We start from the raw sequence: 19031 nt of genomic DNA, 5'->3' as shown, positions 1-19031 counted from the left end.
CCAGATGTATATGACTATAATATGGAAGAAGAAATAAAAGAATTCTATGATAAATTCTACCATTATCAATTATCTGAGGAAGAAATAGAAGAACTATTGAAAAACTCTACAAGATACTAACCCACAATAAGTTCCCAAAATGGTGCCAGGCACCAATTTGAGAACTTATTTGTAACACAATTGTAATAATTATAGAGTTAATGATTTAATATCTTTATAGAAAACCTACAAAGAAAAATTGGTAAATTTATGCTATTATATTAAGAGATATAGTTCGTATACTAAAATGCTGCTTATAGTTCTCCTTCTTTTTTAGTGACCTAAGAAGGAGATTATTTACCTATAAGAAGGGTATAAATTTTATTGATTAAAATTAAGGGGGTTTTAATGTGGATTTTAAACGGAAAAGATTGTTTAGCTTTGTGCTTTCATTCTTGCTTATTATAGGAATGTTTAGTTTACCTGCACAAGCTGAAGAAGAAACGGTACAATTAACAATTATAGGAACAACGGACATTCATGCAAATATTTACAATTGGTCCTATGAAGATGGTGAGGAGGTAGAGGATTTAGGATTAACTAAGGTATATTCTGTAATTGAAGAAATTAGGGAAGAAAATCCTAATACTCTATTGTTAGACAATGGTGACACTATTCAAGGTACTATTCTTGCTGATGATTTGTATAATACTAAATTAGAAGAACCTCATCCAGTAATCGATGTTATGAATTTTATGAAATATGATTCCATGACTTTAGGTAATCATGAATTCAACTTTGGACTTGATTTAATCGAGAAAATAGTAGAGGAAGCAGAGTTCCCAATTTTAGGTGCTAATATATATTGGAAAGATGGGACTAACTTTGTTAAGCCTTATATTATTAAGGAAGTAGCAGGTGTAAAAGTTGGTATTTTAGGCCTTGGGAATCCAAATATTCCAAGATGGGATGGCCCGAAGGTAACTGAATTAGAATTTGAAGCTATAGATAAAGCTGCAGATAAATATGTAGATGAGTTAAAAGATCAAGTAGATATTATAGTAGCTGTAGCCCATGCTGGATTAGAAGAGGAATATAGTGAGGCGGATTCAGTAAAATTGGCTATAGAAAAGAATCCTGAAATTGATGTTGCTTTAGTTGGCCATAGCCACGCATCAGTAGCTGAGACTTTAGGCAATACAGTAGTTGGTGGTGCAAGGGATGCAGGAAGACAAGTAGTAAGGTTTGATTTAACCCTTAAAGAAGAGGGAGAGAATTGGGAAATAATCGATAAAGAAGTAGAATTAATAGAAGTAACAGATTATGAAGCTTCAGAGGAATTAAAAGAATATGCCAAGAAATATCATGAAACAACTTTGGAATTTTTAGAAGATGTAATAGGGCAAGCAACAGAAGATTTCCATCCAGCTTCTGAAGTAAAAGGGATTCCAGAAGGGCAAATTAGAGATACAGCTGTAATGGATTTAATCAATGATGTACAGCTTAAATATTCAGGAGCAGATATATCTTCAGCAGCATTGTTTCAACCTTCTTCTAATATAAGAAAAGGAGATATTACCTATAGCAGTATTTTCGATATATATAAGTACCCAAATACTCTTGTAGGAGTAGAAATCACAGGTAAAGAATTGAAGGATTATATGGAATGGTCTGCTTCCTATTATAATACCTACAAACCTGGAGATGTAACTATAAGTTTTGATCCAGATATTAGGGCTTATAATTATGATATGTTCCAAGGAGTAGACTATAAAATAGATATATCTAAACCAGCAGGTGAGAGAATAGTTGATTTGAAATTTAAAGGTAAACCAGTTAAGGATGATGACACCTTTAAATTGACTATAAACAACTATAGACTTAGTGGTCTTCAAAGTATGGGTATTATAAGTGGAGAGGCATATTTCAATTCAGATCCTATATCTTTAAGATCCTATATAGCTCAACATATAAGTGAGCTTGGAACTATAGAACCAAAAGTAGATAATAATTGGGAAATTATAGGCGCTGATTTAGAACATCCACTTAGAGATTATGTGATTCAACAAGTCAATGAAGGGAAAATAGAAATTCCGGCTTCTGAAGATGGAAGGAGCATTAATAGTAAAGCATTAAATGTATATGAATTGATAGAAGAAGGACTAATACCTGAGGAAATATTAAAAGAACACACTTCTTCTATAGAGGTAGAAGGACCAGAAATAGAAGAGGAAGTAAAAGTAGAAGAAGTATATTCAGTAAAAGTAGGAGATGTGTTGTGGAGAATAGCTGAAAAATTCAATACAACATGGGAAAAATTAGCTGAATACAATAATCTTGCTAATCCACATCTAATATTCCCAGGACAAGAAATATTAATTCCTTAAAAAATAATTATAACAAGTTCTCACCATTGCTTAGGGCTGGTGAGAACTTGTTTGTCATAACGGTTTTCGACTAAGTAATATTAAATCCTATATATTTCCCGGGAAAAGGTTAAAATATAACAATAAAGAAGGAAATATGAAATTTATGTAGAATAATCTATATAGGACGATAGTCGGGGGGAATAGTATGGGAAGAAAACTTAGAATCGAATATTATGGTGCTATTTACCATATAATTCAACGTGGGAATAATAGAGCGCCAATTTTTAGAGATGAAAAAAACAAAATATATCTACTGGAACTTTTAAATGAATCGAAAGAAATATATGATTTTGAATTATTTGCCTATGTTATAATGAACAATCATTATCATTTTCTGTTACGAACTCTCAACATTCCCATTAGTAAGATAATGCATAATATAAACACCAAATATGCTAAATATTATAATGAAAAGATAAGCAGGACAGGGCCTGTATTTGAAGATAGGTATAAAGGGATATTAGTTCAGGATGAAAGTTATTTCCTCACTCTTATTAGATATATACATAATAATCCAGTAGCAGCTAATTTATCTAAATCTATGGAAGAGTATAAATGGAGTAGCGATGTGTTTTATAGGATGAATATAGGGAATATAGTAGATATAGATATTTTTTTAGAGATGCTTTCTTTAGATAGAAAAAAAGCAATAGAAAAATATGTAGAATTAATGAAAAAACAAGATTCTCATTATGAAGTTCTGAAGGATATATATGAAAAAAAGCCTATTATAGGTTCTAAAGAATTTATTAAATCTATAGATAAATCTGAAGAAGATAAAAAGAGAACTTTAGATGAAATATTAAAGCTATCTTGTCCTACAGAAAATGAGTTTAAACTCATAAAAGCAGGTTCTAGAAAAAGATATTTAACAAAATATAAAGTAGAATATATAGAACTAGGAAAGAAAGAAGGATATACCTATAAACAAATTGGAGAAAACATTGGAGTATCAGGGCCTTCAGTAAGAAAAATATTTAAAAAATAAGTTCCATTTTTCGTGCCAGGCACCATAAAGGAAACTTATTTGTAATATAATTGTAACATAGGAAAGGTAATTGTGTATAATACCCTTAAAATGGGTAATTAATAATTAATATTTTTAATCAAAAAAAGGGGAGGTATAGTAATGTTTTTTAGAAACAAAAAGGTTCTAAGTTTATTTTTATCCTTAGCATTGGTACTAGGTATGTTGTTGGTTCCAGTACAAAATTTGGTGTTTGCTGAGGAAGGAGAAGTGGTCAAGCTTACCATTGTCCATACTAATGATATTCACAGTAGGGTAAGTGGTGATGATAATGCAATAGGATTTCCTAGATTAGCAACGAAGATACAAGAATTAAAGGAAGAAAATCCAAATGTATTGGTACTAGACGCAGGAGATACTGTTCATGGTTTACCAATAATAACTGTTTCTCGTGGGGAAGCCATGATAAGACTGATGAACGAAGTTGGCTATGATGTTATGGTGCCAGGAAATCATGATTTTAACTATGGTTATGACAGATTAATTGAATTAGATGAAATGGCAGAGTTTCCAATAGTAGCTGCAAACGTTATTAAGGAAGACGGTACCAGAGATTTAGAAGAGTATATTATTAAAGAAGTAGAAGGGATTAAAATAGGTATTTTTGGATTGGCTACTGAAGAGAGTAAATACAAGTCTAATCCGAAGAATACTGAAGGAGTAGATATTGTAGACCCAGTTGCTAAAGCTGAAGAAATGGTGGAAAAGCTAAAGAAAGAAGAAGTTGATATGGTTATAGCTTTAGTTCATATAGGAGTAGATGATGAAAGCGATCCAAAATCTACGGATATAGTAGAGAATGTAGAAGGTATTGATTTAATAGTAGATGGACATAGCCATACAATTTATGAAGAGGGAAGATTAATTGGAGATACTTTACTAGTTCAAACAGGCGAATATCTTAATAATATTGGTATTGTAAATATTGAATTTACTGAGGGTGAAGTATCTAAAAAAGAAGCTACACTTTTCACTAGGGAAGAGGCAGAAGAATTAAAAGAAGATGAAAAGGTAAAAGGTATAATTGAAGGATTGGAAAAAGAAAATGAAAAAATATTATCTACTGTAATAGGTTCAACTAAGGTTAGACTAGATGGAGATAGAGAAATAGTTAGAACCCAAGAGTCTAATTTTGGAAACCTAATGGCTGATGCTATGCTTAATATAACAGGAGCAGATGTGGCTATTACCAATGGTGGGGGAATTAGAGCACCTATTGAAATAGGTGAAATTACTAAGGGACATGTATTAGAAGCATTCCCATTTGGTAACTATGGAGTTATGATGGAGATCAAAGGTATTGATATATTAAATTCTCTAGAGCATGGAGTAACTGAATATCCAGAATCTGCAGGAAAGTTCCCACAAGTAGCCGGTATGACTTTTAAAATAGATCCAACTGGAGAGGCTGGCAATAGAGTAAAAGATTTACAAATCGGTGGTGAAGATGTAGATTTAAATAAAGTCTACAAATTGGCTACTAATGATTTTATGGCTGTTGGTGGAGACGGTTATGAAGATTTAGCTAATGGAAATATTATAGCAGAATTTGCTGCTTTTGATGAAATGTTAGCTCAATATATAGAAGAATTAGGAGAAATAGATATTGCTGTTGAAGGTAGAATAACAGAAACAGAAGAAGCAGAAGAAGTAGCGCCAACACCAGAACCAATAGTATCAGAAGAGTCCTATGTAGTAAAATCAGGAGATGTTCTATGGAAAATAGCCGAGAAGTTTGGACTAACTTGGGAAAAACTAGCAGAATACAATAAGCTTCAAAACCCACATTTAATATTCCCAGGTCAAAAGATATTAATACCTACAAAATAGGTTAATATTTATATAATCCCACTGAGGTGTTAACACTTCAGTGGGATTTGTTTATGGGAGTTTAAAATCTATATCAAATATTTTTCCACCTAATTCTAATTTTCTTTCTGCTGGTTTCGTTTGTGAAATTACTTTTCCTTTTCTAATTACGTATAAACATTCACTAATAAGTCTAATTGCTTCTTTTTCATCTTTTGCATCTAATATTATTAAATCTGCTTGTTCACCTACATTTATACCATAATCATCTGCATGAATAGTTTTGGCTCCGTTTACACTTATCATATCAAATAGTTGTAGAATTTGTTGATTTCCACTTAAATGAGCAGTATGAAGTAGTATATGAGCTGTTTGTAACATATTTCCTTTTCCTAAAGGACCAAAGGGATCCATAATATTGTCATTACCAATGCTGACATTCACACCACTGTTGATCAGTTGATCTACTCGAGTATGTCCTCTTTTTCTTGGATAACCATCTAGTCTGTTTTGTAGAATAGCATTGGATGTAGGGTTTGTAACTATATTTATATTTGCTCTTTTTAATATACTTATTAATTTAGACGCATAGTCATTTTGATAGTTGTGCATAGCTGTTGCATGACTAGCAGTAACTAGCCCTTCCATTCCATTTAAGATTGTATATTTAGCAATAACTTCTGTAAATCTAGATTGATCATCTCCAGTTTCATCTGTATGAATATCGATTAGTTTATTATATTTGTTAGCTAAGTTGAATATATATTCAATGGATTTTATACCATCTTCTCTTGTTAATTCTATTTGTGGGATACCGCCTATAACATCGGCACCCATCCTTATGGACTCTACCATTAATTTATCCATATTATTAATTGAAAATAGTCCATCTTGTGGAAAAGCTACTATTTGAATATCAACGTATTCTCTCATTTCTTCTTTAATTTCTAGAAGGGCTTCTAGAGTCATTAGACTTGGTTCTGTAGAATCGGTATGAGTTCTTATTTTAAGTACTCCATTTGTAATTAACCACTTTATTGTTTCTTTTGCATTTTCTTTTATATCTTCTTTGGTTAAATCTTTTTTACGTTCTCCCCATATCTCAATTCCTTCTATAAGAGTACCACTTTCATTATATCTAGGAATACCTGCACTAAGGGCAGAGTCTAAGTGTACATGGGATTCAACAAAGGGAGGGGTTACTAAATTACCTTTAGCATCGATTTCTTTTAAACCTTTATTTTGAATTGTTTTATTAATCTTTATAATTTTACCTTTATCTATCCCTATATCTACTAGATACTTTTTATCTCTTAGCTTTGCATTTCTAACAATTAGTTCCATATAATTCTCCTTTCGATATTAAAAGAAAACTAATCCCTAAGCCTTTATTTATATATCTACCCATATAATGTTATAATACTATTATTAGGGGGTGTATTAGCATGAAAGAAATAGAATTTACGGATATAGATGGAATCAAGGTAGGTCATGCTCAGAATTTAGAGGCTGGTACTGGATGTACAGTAATTATATCTGAGGAAGGAGCCACTGGTGGAGTAGATGTAAGAGGAGGGTCCCCTGGGACTAGGGAGACTGATTTATTAGATCCACAAAATTTAGTGGACAAAATCCATGCTGTTATGCTTTCGGGAGGTTCAGCTTTTGGGTTGGATGCAGCTTCTGGAGCTATGAAATACTTAGAAGAAAGAGATATTGGATTTGATGTACAAGTAACAAAGGTGCCCATAGTATGTAGTGCAGTATTGTTTGATTTAGTAGTAGGAGATTATAAAGTAAGACCGAATTTAGAAATGGGATATGAAGCCTGTGTTAATGCAACCAATAGGGAATGCCCCAATGGCAATATTGGAGCTGGAACCGGAGCCACAGTAGGAAAGTTTTTAGGGATAGAAAGGGCTATGAAAGGTGGATTAGGGTCATATGCCATCCAGATAGGAGATTTAAAGGTAGGTGCTATAGTAGCTGTCAATGCTTTAGGAGATATAATAGACCCTGAAACTGGGAAGATTTTAGCGGGCTTATTAGATGAAGATAAGAAAAAATTAATTGGAACGGAAAATGTAATGACTAAAAAGTATAGCGAAAAGAAGAATATTTTTAGTGGCAATACTACTATAGGTGTTGTGGCTACCAATGGAATATTTTCCAAGGCCGAAGCTAATAAATTAGCATCCATGTCCCATAATGGATATGCTAGAACCATGAGACCAGCTCATTCCATATTTGATGGGGATACTATATTTACTATGGCTACAGGGAAAATAGAAGCTGATATTAATGTAGTAGGATTTTTAGCAGCAAGGGCTATGGAAAGAGCAGTAGTAAATGCTATTAAATCCGCAGAATCTGCATATGGCTTTAAAGCGTATAGAGAATTAAATATGGATTAGTAATATAGAAATATGACTCCCTCTTACTTCAATATTTAAATGAGAGGGAGTCTTTATTTATAGGTAGTATTAAAAAAATCTATACAATCTATATTTAGATAGATTTATTTAATTGGAATAAAAGTATTAGTTATGCTAAAATAGCTGAAGATTCAAGAATAATAAGGATAATAAGGAGAAAATTATGGAGGACCCAAAGGGAAATATAGTATTTGCATCCTTAAAAAATATTTCAAAGAGTTTTGGAAAAATTAATGCTTTAAAGAATGTAACTATGGAAATTGAAAAGAATAAAATAACAGCAATAGTTGGAGATAATGGTTCTGGTAAAAGTACCCTTATTAAAATTCTATCTGGTACTATAAGACCGGATAGTGGGAGTATATACATAGAGGATAATCTTTACAAATATATCACACCTAAACTAGCTTATGAAAATGGTATAGCAACAGTTTATCAAGATTTGGCTTTAGATAATTTTAGAGATGTGATCGGAAATATTTTTTTAGGTAAGGAGATAACTAAATTCGGTTTCATATTAGATTATGAAAAGATGTATAAAGAAACTGAGTTTCTACTAAAAAACCTTAATATAAATATTCCTTATTTAAAAACACCTGTAGGTTATTTATCAGGAGGCCAAAGGCAGTCTGTGGCAATTGGAAGGGCTGTTTATCAGGGAAAAAAATTAATAATTTTTGATGAGCCAACAGCTGCCATGGGGGTAAAGGAATCTACAGCAGCTAATAACTTGATAAAATCGTTACCTGATAAAGGATTTGCAGTACTAATTATAAGCCATGATATTTACCAGGTATTTGATATAGCTGATAGAATTTTTATTCTGGAACATGGTGAAGTAGTTGATGATGTAATTAAAAACCGAGTTACGCCACAGGAACTAAGGGAAAAAATTAGTCTTGGAGCTAAGAATTGTTTAAGAGAGAGTGAATGTATTGATTAAAAAATATGATAAGAAATCTGTTGGAATAGAAAAACCTTTTACACAATTATTTTTACTTGGAATTATGATTTTATTAGTTATATTTTTATCAATAAAATCTCCATATTTTTTTACTTGGAATAATTTAAGAAATATACTTGATCACAGTTCAACAAAATTAATAATGGCTATAGGAATGACTTTCGTAATTTCTTCTGGAGGTATTGATTTGTCTGTAGGAAGTATTGTTGCACTAACTGGAATATGTATTGGATTAATGCTAAAGGGTGGAGTATCTGTAGTGTTGTCATCTATAATAGGGGTTTTAATAGGCGGTATACTAGGTGCTATTAATGGTGTTATTATTTCAAAGCTTAAAATAGCTCCTTTTATTGTGACCATAGGTAGTATGTCTTTATTTAGAGGAATTAGTTTGGTAATAACAGAGGGTATGCCGATATATGGTTTTCCTCCCCAAATCACATATTTTGGAAAAGGAAATCTTGGTAAGATCAACCCTCCAATAATTTTAGGAATATTTATGGTAATACTCTCTGTTTTTTTACTTAAATATACAAAATGGGGACAATATAGCCTTGCTCTAGGTGGGAATGAGGAGGCCTTGAGAAGAGTAGGGGTTTCTGTTAATTTCTACAAGACAACAATTTACATATTTTCTGGATTAATGGCTGGATTAGCAGGATTAATCTATATATCAAGGCTTAATGCAGCTGAACCTAATGCAGGGTTTATGCTAGAATCAGATATTATTGCTGCTGTTATTTTAGGAGGAACTTCCATGAAAGGAGGTAAAGCTAGTATTGGTGGCACAGTAATAGCTTGTTTGCTGTTAGGAGTAGTTAGAAATGGTCTAACTTTATTGAGTATTTCTTCGTATTATCAGCAGTTGTTTATAGGAGCAATCATTATCATATCTGTATCAATATCAGAAATAAGACAAAGAAGACAGATGCAGATTTGATAATTATAGAAAAGATATTTTAAAGGAGATGAAGTAATAAAATGAAAAAAGTGATATCATTAGTATTAGTTTTAACTATGTTAATTAGTATGTTAATTGGTTGTACGCCTAAGGATATGGAAACTACGGAATTAGATAGTACAAATGAAGCAGAAGAAATGGACTTAGTAGAAGAAAATAATAGTGAAGAAGAAGGTAATTCTAAAATTGCTGAAATGGAAGAAATATTAATGGAACAATTGGAACCAATGCCAGAACTTGATGGAGGAGAAAAAATAGGTGTTTTAATAATTTCTCTTACTAATCCTTTCTGGTCAAATATGAAGGATAAATATGAAAAGGCTGGAGAAGAATTAGGAATTGATGTAGAAGTACTATCTGCTCCAACAGAAGACGACACTACTTCCCAACTTGAGACATTAGATGGAATGATAGTTAAGGATTACGATGCTATTGTATTTTCACCAATAGATGGTAACAATTTAATTCCAGCGCTGCTAAGAGCTAATCAAGCTAATGTACCTGTAATAAATTTAGGTCCTGGAGTAAATCAAGATGCATTAAATGAACAAGGTGGACATGTTGATGGCATTATTACTGTGGATTTCGAGAATCAAGGTAAAATGGTTGCCGAAGATATGATAAAACAAATGCCTGATGGTGGTAAGGTAGCTATAATACAAGGTATCCCTGGGGCTGGACAGAGTGAAGGACGTACTAAAGGAGCAAAAGAGGTCTTTGAAAACACAGAAGATGTTGAAATTGTAAGTATTCAACCTGGAAATTGGGATAGAAATACAGCTTATAATATTGCTACAGACCTTATTCAAGCTCATCCAGATTTAAAAGGAATATTTGCTTGTAATGATGTAATGGCTCTTGCTGCAGTAGAAGCTTTAGAAACAGCTGATAAAAAGGATGGAATTATAGTATATGGTGTAGATTTTACAGAAGAGGCACAGGTAGCTATAAAGGAAGGACGTCTTGATGGTTCTATTACCTATTCTCCATCGGTATATACAAAAGCAGCTTTGCTTTTATCTCTAAAAATTGTTCAAGGTGAAGAAGTGGAAGGCTCAGTATACTCTCCCCTTGCAGTGGTAAATAAGGAGAATATAAATGATTTTGACGGATGGAAATAGACCTAAAAACTACTTGGTAGAAACGGCTTTGTTAGGCCATGGCCTTATATCCGTAGAGGATTATGAGATATTATCTGCTTGGCCCAAAGGAGCAATGTTAGCTTGGATGGAAAAGGGAAAAATACGTATAGGAACCATTGAGGAGTTCATACCAGGAAGACAGGAAAGGGATAGCTGGACTAGACTTGATGGCCGTAAGGTTAAAGAAGAGTGTAATACTAATATAAACGCCTATCTTACAGCTTCAGGTACTATGGCAGTAGCCAAAGAAATAGGCTGTCCGGTAGTAGTTTCAGCTGGTATAGGAGGAATAGGAGATATTAAAGAGGAAAGGCTTTGTTATGACTTACCTGCTCTTTCCCAAATGGATATTACCCTTGTGGCTACATCTCCTAAAGATATGCTAGATATGGAAGGGACTTTAAACTGGCTTAAGGATCACGGAGTCAATATATTAGGGTTTGAAACAGAGTATTGTGACGGATATATATTAAGTCTTAAGCCTTATAGGCTATTAAAAAAATTATCCTATGAAGATGCAAATCAATTGGAATATGGTTGTAATCTAGTTTTAAATCCAATACCTAAGGATCATCGCTTGAAAGATGGATCTTTTTTAGAGGAAGCTATTAGAGCTGGTAAAGAAGCTGAAGAAAAAGGACAACATTATCATCCAGCAGCTAATGCTTGTTTTGATAGACTGAGTTTTGGTTTATCATCAAAAATTCAACTTGAATCTTTAATTTCTAATATAAAATTAGCAGAGATAATAACTGAGAATAGATAGTATAAGGAAATCAAATGGCAAAAATTTTTGTCATTTGATTTCTATTTTTGTTAGATTTGAGTTATAATAATATAGATAAATTAAAATGAGAAGGTGGACACATGGCAAATAGGATAGTAGTAGCATTGGGCGGGAATGCACTTCAAGAAAACCCAAAAGATATTTCAGCAAAGGCTCAACTTAAGACTGCTAAAAAAACAGCAAGATCCATAGTAGATCTTATAGAGGAAGGTCATGAAGTAGTAATAGTCCATGGTAATGGACCACAGGTAGGCCAGATTGTTTCAGTATATGAAAAAGCATTAGATATACCTAATATGCCTTTTCCAGAATGTGGAGCTATGAGTCAAGGGTATATAGGTTATCATTTACAACAAACAATAAGGGAAGAGATGATAAAAAGAGGTATATATAAGGAAATAACGGCTATGATAACTCAAGTAGTAGTAAGTAATAATGATTCAGCTTTTACTAAGCCTTCTAAACCAGTAGGTTCCTTTTTTACAGAAGAGGAAGCTATTAAACTAGAAAAGCTTTATGGATATACAATGAAGGAAGATGCAGGCAGGGGTTGGAGAAGAGTAGTTCCTTCACCAGAACCTATAGATATTGTAGAATCTCAAACTCTTAAGGTATTAGTAGATTCAAACTTTGTAGTAATAACTGCTGGAGGAGGAGGTATACCTGTAGTAAAGAGGAATGATGGAAATCTAGAGGGAGTATCTGCAGTAATAGATAAGGATTTTGCAGCTGAATTAGTAGGGGAGATAATCGATGCAGATATGTTAATTATCCTTACAGCAGTAGAAAAGGTATGTATAGATTTTAACAAATCAACGGAAAAAGGGTTAGATATGATTACTATAGAAGAAGCTGAGAGGTATATTGAAGAAGGTCAATTTGCACCAGGATCCATGCTTCCTAAAGTTAAAGCTGCTGTGAAATTTGTAAAAAGCAAGAAGGGAAGAAAAGCTATAATAACATCTCTTGACAAGGCAAAAGAATGTATTATAGGAGAAATAGGAACTAAAATTCAGAATGATTTTTAGAATTTAATTAATAATATTACAGAAATATTACAAATAAGTTCTCTAAAACGTGCCTGGCACCATAAAGGGAACTTATTGTGAAATAAATATTAATTTCGATATTCCTTTTTTATTTTTTTATGGTATAATGGGTAATGTATTAAACTACCCACATACAAACCCCATAAAAAATTAGCCCTTTTCATGGGCTAATTTTTTTTATTCATTTTTAGTTTTATATTGCTTAAAAGTAATTGCAGTTCTTCTGCTAAAGTAGCTAGGCTTTCAGTGGAAGAGCTAATTTCTTCCATAGATGCCATCTGTTCTTCTGAAGCTGCAGAAGAGTTTTGAATTTGGGATGCGATGTCTTGGCTCATTTTTTCAATAGAAGTAGAAGAGCCTACTACAGATTCTACATAGTTTTCTACATTTTTTGTAGATTTTGTGACTTCTTTAATTCTCTCTGCTATTTGATGGATTAAATTAGCAATTTCATTAAAGCTTTCTTTTGTTTCGTTAACTCTTGTAATACCCATATCTACTTCCTTACTACTGGAGTCCATTTTTTCATTGGCTTCCTCTATTAATAAATTGTTGGAATTAATAAGGTTATGAATTTCTTCGGTAGATTTTTGGGTTTCTTCTGCTAACTTTCTTATTTCATCAGCTACAACAGCAAATCCCCTACCAAATTCTCCAGCTCTAGCGGCTTCTATAGCGGCATTAAGAGCTAACAGATTTGTTTCTTCTGAGACATTTTGAATAATTTCTAACATATGGTTCATTTCTTTAGAACTATTACTAATATTATTTAAAGAGGATTTAACACTTAATGTACTATTTTCAATATTACCCATTTGAATTATAACTTCTTCTATTTTTTCTTTTCCTATTTCTGTTCTATCTACTACTTTTCTTCTTAATCCTTCTGCATTTTCTGTTTGGGCTGTTACGTGGTCTAATTGGTTTGATATTTCTTTTATTGATGAAGTTACATTTAATATTTCATTTAGTTGAGCATTTGAAGATTCAGCAATTTCATTGGAGGATTCTGCAATATTTGTAGCTGCTGCTGTAGATTCCTCGGAAATAGCAGCTAGTTCTTCTGAAGATGCTGCTACTTGATGAGAAGACTCTTGGACTTCTCCTGCAAAATTTCTCATATTATCTATGATCAATTGTAGGGAAGAGGCCATTTTGCCAAGTTCATCTTTCCTTTTTAATAATTTATCTTCTATATCGATACTAAAATCTAACTGAGATAGGCTATGTGCACAATCTGTAATTTTGCCTATTGGCTTTGTAAGATTTCTACTAAATATTACAGAGAATAATACTCCAATTATAATTGCAAGTATAATTACATAGAGTAGAGTTTGTCTTAATGAGTTTAATCCACTTAGTATTTCCGATTCATCAATGCTTACGACTAAAGTCCATCCTTTGGATTCAATAGGTGCAAAGCCTATATGGACTATTTTGTTATTTTCTACATATTTGCCAATACCTGGTTCCCCTTCGTTTATCATCTCTTCCATGGTAATTACTTCATCAACCATATCTGAAGATACTCGATCCTTCAATCCACCAAAGTTTGCTCCTTCACTGGAATCATTAGAAATAGAAGCGCTTCCTACCACTGTTGGATGAGATACAATATCAGCTATTTCATTTAATATGTAGGCAAATCCATTTTCTCCAAATTCTATATCTTGAGCTATTTGATAGAATTCATCAGCAGATTTGAAGGCTACTACAACTCCTAAATGAACTCCCTGATGCTTCAAAGGAGCAGCAATTATTACTTCTGTTTTTCCAGTTATTTCATTTCTTATGGGTTCTGAGAAAAAAGCTTTTCCTGCTATGGCTCTTTGGAAAAAGTCTTTTTGGTAGATATCTATTTGAGTTCCATTATCTAATAAAAGGTTTCCTTGTACATCAGATATACCAATATGGGAAAACTTCAATCTACCTTTCTCAATTTTTAATATTTCGAATTTTTCTTCCTCTGGGATATCTGGATTTGATATAGCTTCTAAATTACCCAAAGTTTCCACAGATAAAGTATAACTTTTAATTTGTTCATCAACTAAATTTGCAGAATCAATTGCTTTATTATAAAGTAGTTCATTATAGGATTTAATTAGTTCATCTTTAGAAATAAAGTAAGAAATAAGACCTAATGTTAAAGTGAGTATAATAAGGATAGAAGTAGTTGAGATTATCATTTTTTTACCTATACTTTTTTTGTCTATATTATTGACTTTTTTCCTAACTTTTTTCTTATCTTTAGGTTTCTTCATCGAAGGTCAACTCCTTTATGATAATTTCATAATAATTATTTCCATATTTAAATATTAGACAAAAGTTTTCAAAATCCTCTATTTTTTACAAAAATAAATGGGATAGAATTAAATATATTAATATGTATAGTTTATACAAAGATGAATTGTTTAGGTAAATTAGAATATATTGACAAAGGCATAGTAGATAGGTATACTTTAAATAGACAAAACATTTTAAAAAGTAAAAATATTAGCTAAATTATCTAGGGTTCATTCAATTTTCTTTAAAACAATATAAGTAGATATGTAAAGCTACATGTCTTAAATATTATAATAAGGAGGAAATTTTTATGAAAAGAAAGTTTGGACTGTTACTACTTGCTTTAGTTTTGATTGCCTCTTCTTTAGTAGGGTGTACTGAATCTGAAGACACTGCTGGAGGCTCCTCTGACGTAATAAAAATTGGAGTATTTGAACCAATGACTGGAGTTAATGCTGCTGGAGGGCAGATGACAGTTGAAGGAATTGAATTAGCTAATGAAGCAAAAGGTGAAGTATTGGGACAAAAAGTAGAATTAGTTATAGTGGATAATAAATCTGATAAAGTAGAATCGGCTAATGCAGCTTCCAGATTGATAGAAAAAGATGAGGTAGTTGCTATTATTGGTAGTTATGGTAGTTCTTTATCCATGGCAGCAGGGGATATTGTTAAAAAACAAGAAGTACCTGCCGTAGGTTGTTCTCCAACCAACCCATTAGTAACGTTAAATAACGATTATTATTTTAGAGTTTGTTTTATTGATCCATTCCAAGGTACTGTAATGGCTAATTATGCAGTAAATGATTTAGGAGCAAAAACTGCAGCTATTATCCAAGACGTTACCCAAGACTATTCAGTTGGACTTAGTAAATATTTTATTGATGCATTTAAAGAATTAACAGGTGATGAAAATAGTATAGTTGAAATGTCATCCTACAATACAGGAGACCAAGACTTTACTGCACAGCTTACTAATGTAAAGGCTAAAAATCCAGATGTAATATTTGCACCAGGGAATTATGGAGAGTCAGCATTGCTAATTAGACAAGCTAGAGATTTAGGCATAGATGTTCCTATTTTAGGTGGAGACACCTGGGAATCTCCAGAATTTTTATCCATTGGTGGAGAGGCAGTAGAGGGAGCTGTATTTAGTACCCACTTTACAGCTGAAGCACCAGTAACTGATGTATCTGGGGTTTTCTTAGATGCCTATAGAGAAGAATTTGATAAAGAAGCCAATGCTTTCGCAGCCTTAGGTTATGATGCTTATATGGTAATAATAGATGCTATTGAAAAAGTTGGTTCTGTTGATTCTAAAGCTATTAGAGATGAACTTGCAAAAGTAGAAGGATTCGTAGGAGCAACAGGGACTATTACTTTAGATGAAAATGGTGATGCGGTTAAATCTGCTGTTATTAATAAGGTTGAAGATGGTGAATTTGTTTATTTGACTACTGTTGAACCTAAATAATATATTTAGGTCATAAGGGGGACTTGATATGGGTAATTCAGGTTTTTTGCAGCATTTAACTAATGGTATTTCTTTAGGTAGTTTATATGCTTTAATTGCTATAGGGTATACCATGGTTTATGGAATTTTAAGGCTTATAAACTTTGCACATGGAGATATATTTATGTTAGGAGCTTATATAACTTATTATGGAATATTGTTCACATCTATCCCATGGTGGCTTGTGTTTATATTTGCCTCAGTATTTACCGGATTTATCGGTCTCCTCCTGGAAAAAATAGCTTATAGACCATTAAGGGAATCTCCAAGAATTACTATTTTAATTTCGGCCATTGGGGCCTCCTTCTTTTTACAAAATTTTGGAATAGTAGTATTTGGGGGAAGGCCTAAGGCCTTCCCTGTCCCTAATATTTTTAACAAGGTTATAAGATTGGGAGGAGTATCAGTAAGTGTAGTTACTTTTATAATACCAATAGTTACAATAATATTGCTTTTAGGTCTTACCTATTTTATAACTAAAACCAAAACAGGTATGGCTATGAGGGCTTTATCTAAGGATTATGAAACGGCAAGTTTAATGGGGATAGATATAAACAAAATTATTTCCATTACTTTTTTTATAGGTTCTTTCCTGGCTGCAGTAGGTGGAGTTATGTGGGGTACTAGATATCCACAATTAATGCCTTTAATGGGTGCTATGCCAGGATTAAAATGTTTTATAGCTGCTGTAATAGGTGGAATTGGAAATATCACCGGAGCAGTTATAGGAGGATTTATATTAGGTTTGGGAGAGATTATGATAATAGCTTTACTTCCAAATTTAACTGGATATAGGGATGCTTTTGCATTTGTCCTTTTAATTGTAATACTCCTAGTGAAACCAACAGGTTTAATGGGAGAAAAAATTACAGAGAAGGTGTAGACTATGAAAGAAAAAAATAGACTTAATAAAACTACGATTATAATAATTATTGTTACAATAATAGGGTTATTTATAGCCAATAGAACTTTAGATGATTATAAATTGAGGATAATTAATCTTTGTGGTATTTATATAACCTTAGGTCTTAGTATGAATCTTATTAATGGTTTTACAGGGTTGTTTTCTTTAGGGCATGCTGGGTTTATGGCTATAGGAGCTTATACTGTGGCAATTTTAACTATGCCTATTCCTATGAAAGAGATGAATTTTTTCATGAAACCTATGGTACCATTTCTGGCCAATATAGAGTGGCATTTTTTACCTGCTTTGCTTATGGCTGGAATTATGGCAGGATTGTTTGGATTTTTAATAGGCGCACCAGTTTTGAGACTTACCGATGATTATTTGGCTATAGCCACATTAGGCTTTGCAGAGATAATTAGGGTAGTTTTCACCAATATTCAATCTATAACCAATGGTGCTTTAGGATTAAAAGGAATTCCTAATTATACAAATGTATGGTGGAGCTGGGGAATAGCCCTTCTTACCATTGGATTTATTGTATTTTTAATGGATGGGAGTTATGGTAAGGCCTTTAAGGCTATTAGGGAAGATGAAATAGCAGCTCGGTCTATGGGAATAAATCTTTTTAAGCATAGAGTTATGAGTTTTACTTTTGGTTCTTTTTTAGCAGGAATTGGAGGAGGACTTTTGGCAGCTTTATTGGGTACTATAGATCCAAATATGTTTAGAATTACTCTTACCTTTAATATTTTATTGATTGTTGTACTGGGAGGTTTAGGAAGTATTAAGGGTTCTGTAATTTCTGCCATAATAGTTACGGTAATGATGGAAGTTCTTAGATTTTTAGATCAATCTATGGATTTAGGATTTGTTCAACTAAAAGGAGTACCAGGAATGAGGATGGTTGTTTTTTCTATAATCCTTATGGCAGTAGTTATATTTAGAAAAGAAGGATTGTTGAAGGAAAGCTAAAAAAGGATGTGAATTAAGACATGCTAAAAATAGATGATATGACCATGAAATTTGGTGGGGTTATAGCCTGTAATAAATTTAATGCAAATATAGAAAAAGGCCAGATAGTTGGATTAATTGGGCCTAATGGAGCGGGCAAGACGACAATTTTTAATGTTATTACAGGAGTATATAAGCCAACGGAAGGACAAGTTATATTTAATCCAAAAGAAGATGAAGAACATTTATTGACTGGATTAAGTCCTGATGAGATAGCAAAACTTGGAGTATGTAGAACTTTTCAAAACATTAGATTATTCAAAGAATTATCTGTTTTGGAAAATGTTTTTATTGGGAACCATTTAAGGATTAAATCCAATGTTTTTTCCTCTATATTTAGATTTCCTAGTTATAGAAAAGAAGAAAAAGATATGCTGGAGAAATCTTTTTATCTGTTGGAAAAGGTAGGCTTAAAAGATGAGATGGATGAAAAAGCTTATTCTTTGCCTTATGGGAAACAGAGGAGACTAGAAATTGCACGGGCGTTAGCTACAGAGCCAAAATTGTTGTTGTTGGATGAACCTGCAGCAGGTATGAATCCTCAAGAGACTAGGGAATTGATGGGATTTATAGAAGAGATAAAAGAGGAATTTGATTTAACAATATTTTTAATAGAACATCATATGGAAGTTGTAATGGGAATATGTGAAGAGATCTTTGTATTAGATCATGGTGTTTTAATTTCTCAAGGTAACCCAGAGGAGATTCAAAATGATCAAAGGGTTATAGAAGCCTATT

General features: G+C 32.5%; 15 protein-coding genes. 13 read left to right on the top strand and 2 right to left on the bottom strand.

What is annotated here, in order from left to right:
- Nucleotides 1-389 precede the first annotated feature (389 nt).
- From VK998_RS10065 to VK998_RS10055, 3 genes are all read left to right on the top strand, one after another.
- Complete coding sequence (locus tag VK998_RS10065) at nt 390-2366, top strand: 5'-nucleotidase C-terminal domain-containing protein (RefSeq protein WP_325228001.1); 1977 nt, start codon at nt 390-392, stop codon at nt 2364-2366.
- A 187-nt stretch (nt 2367-2553) separates the two neighbouring features.
- On the top strand, nt 2554-3396 hold the full coding sequence (locus VK998_RS10060; protein WP_325228000.1) for a transposase: 843 nt from the start codon (nt 2554-2556) through the stop codon (nt 3394-3396).
- A 141-nt stretch (nt 3397-3537) separates the two neighbouring features.
- Nucleotides 3538-5265, top strand: coding sequence for a 5'-nucleotidase C-terminal domain-containing protein (locus VK998_RS10055; protein ID WP_325227999.1), 1728 nt, complete (start codon nt 3538-3540; stop codon nt 5263-5265).
- 51 nt (nt 5266-5316) lie between these two features.
- Here the strand turns inward: VK998_RS10055 and codA are convergent, their stop codons facing one another.
- On the bottom strand, nt 5317-6588 hold the full coding sequence (gene codA / locus VK998_RS10050) for a cytosine deaminase (RefSeq protein WP_325227998.1): 1272 nt from the start codon (nt 6586-6588) through the stop codon (nt 5317-5319).
- A gap of 101 nt (nt 6589-6689) precedes the next feature.
- Between codA and VK998_RS10045 the strand changes: the two genes are divergently transcribed.
- From VK998_RS10045 to arcC, 6 genes are all read left to right on the top strand, one after another.
- Nucleotides 6690-7658 carry a P1 family peptidase gene (locus tag VK998_RS10045; protein ID WP_325227997.1) on the top strand — a complete coding sequence of 323 codons (969 nt, stop codon included), beginning with the start codon at nt 6690-6692 and terminating at the stop codon, nt 7656-7658.
- Nucleotides 7659-7842: 184 nt separating this feature from the next.
- Complete coding sequence (locus tag VK998_RS10040; protein ID WP_325227996.1) at nt 7843-8622, top strand: ATP-binding cassette domain-containing protein; 780 nt, start codon at nt 7843-7845, stop codon at nt 8620-8622.
- Complete coding sequence (locus VK998_RS10035; protein WP_325227995.1) at nt 8615-9583, top strand: ABC transporter permease; 969 nt, start codon at nt 8615-8617, stop codon at nt 9581-9583. The genes VK998_RS10040 and VK998_RS10035 overlap by 8 nt, the downstream gene beginning before the upstream one ends.
- 41 nt (nt 9584-9624) lie before the next feature.
- Complete coding sequence (locus VK998_RS10030) at nt 9625-10725, top strand: sugar ABC transporter substrate-binding protein (protein ID WP_325227994.1); 1101 nt, start codon at nt 9625-9627, stop codon at nt 10723-10725.
- Nucleotides 10703-11512 (top strand): pseudouridine-5'-phosphate glycosidase, encoded by an 810-nt coding sequence (locus VK998_RS10025; protein ID WP_325227993.1) that lies wholly within the window; start codon nt 10703-10705, stop codon nt 11510-11512. The genes VK998_RS10030 and VK998_RS10025 overlap by 23 nt, the downstream gene beginning before the upstream one ends.
- 101 nt (nt 11513-11613) lie before the next feature.
- Entirely contained in the window at nt 11614-12561 is a 948-nt protein-coding gene (gene arcC, locus VK998_RS10020; RefSeq protein WP_325227992.1) for a carbamate kinase, read from the top strand.
- Nucleotides 12562-12749: 188 nt separating this feature from the next.
- Here arcC and VK998_RS10015 read toward each other — a convergent pair whose 3' ends face one another.
- Nucleotides 12750-14843 (bottom strand): methyl-accepting chemotaxis protein, encoded by a 2094-nt coding sequence (locus VK998_RS10015; RefSeq protein WP_325227991.1) that lies wholly within the window; start codon nt 14841-14843, stop codon nt 12750-12752.
- A gap of 332 nt (nt 14844-15175) precedes the next feature.
- Between VK998_RS10015 and VK998_RS10010 the strand changes: the two genes are divergently transcribed.
- From VK998_RS10010 to VK998_RS09995, 4 genes are all read left to right on the top strand, one after another.
- A complete protein-coding gene (locus tag VK998_RS10010; RefSeq protein ID WP_325227990.1) occupies nt 15176-16336 on the top strand; it encodes an ABC transporter substrate-binding protein in 1161 nt (386 codons plus the stop codon).
- Between the two features lie 28 nt (nt 16337-16364).
- Nucleotides 16365-17258, top strand: coding sequence for a branched-chain amino acid ABC transporter permease (locus tag VK998_RS10005; protein ID WP_325227989.1), 894 nt, complete (start codon nt 16365-16367; stop codon nt 17256-17258).
- A gap of 3 nt (nt 17259-17261) precedes the next feature.
- Nucleotides 17262-18254, top strand: a complete 993-nt coding sequence (locus tag VK998_RS10000; protein WP_325227988.1) for a branched-chain amino acid ABC transporter permease — start codon at nt 17262-17264, stop codon at nt 18252-18254.
- 20 nt (nt 18255-18274) lie between these two features.
- Nucleotides 18275-19031, top strand: a 757-nt coding sequence (locus VK998_RS09995; protein WP_325227987.1) for an ABC transporter ATP-binding protein, incomplete at its 3' end; no start/stop codon positions are given.

This window comes from Schnuerera sp. (assembly GCF_035459645.1).
Lineage (GTDB): Bacteria > Bacillota > Clostridia > Tissierellales > Tepidimicrobiaceae > Schnuerera.
The sequence above is the reverse complement of the archived record's forward strand: the minus strand, read 5'-3'. Positions and strand labels throughout refer to the sequence as shown.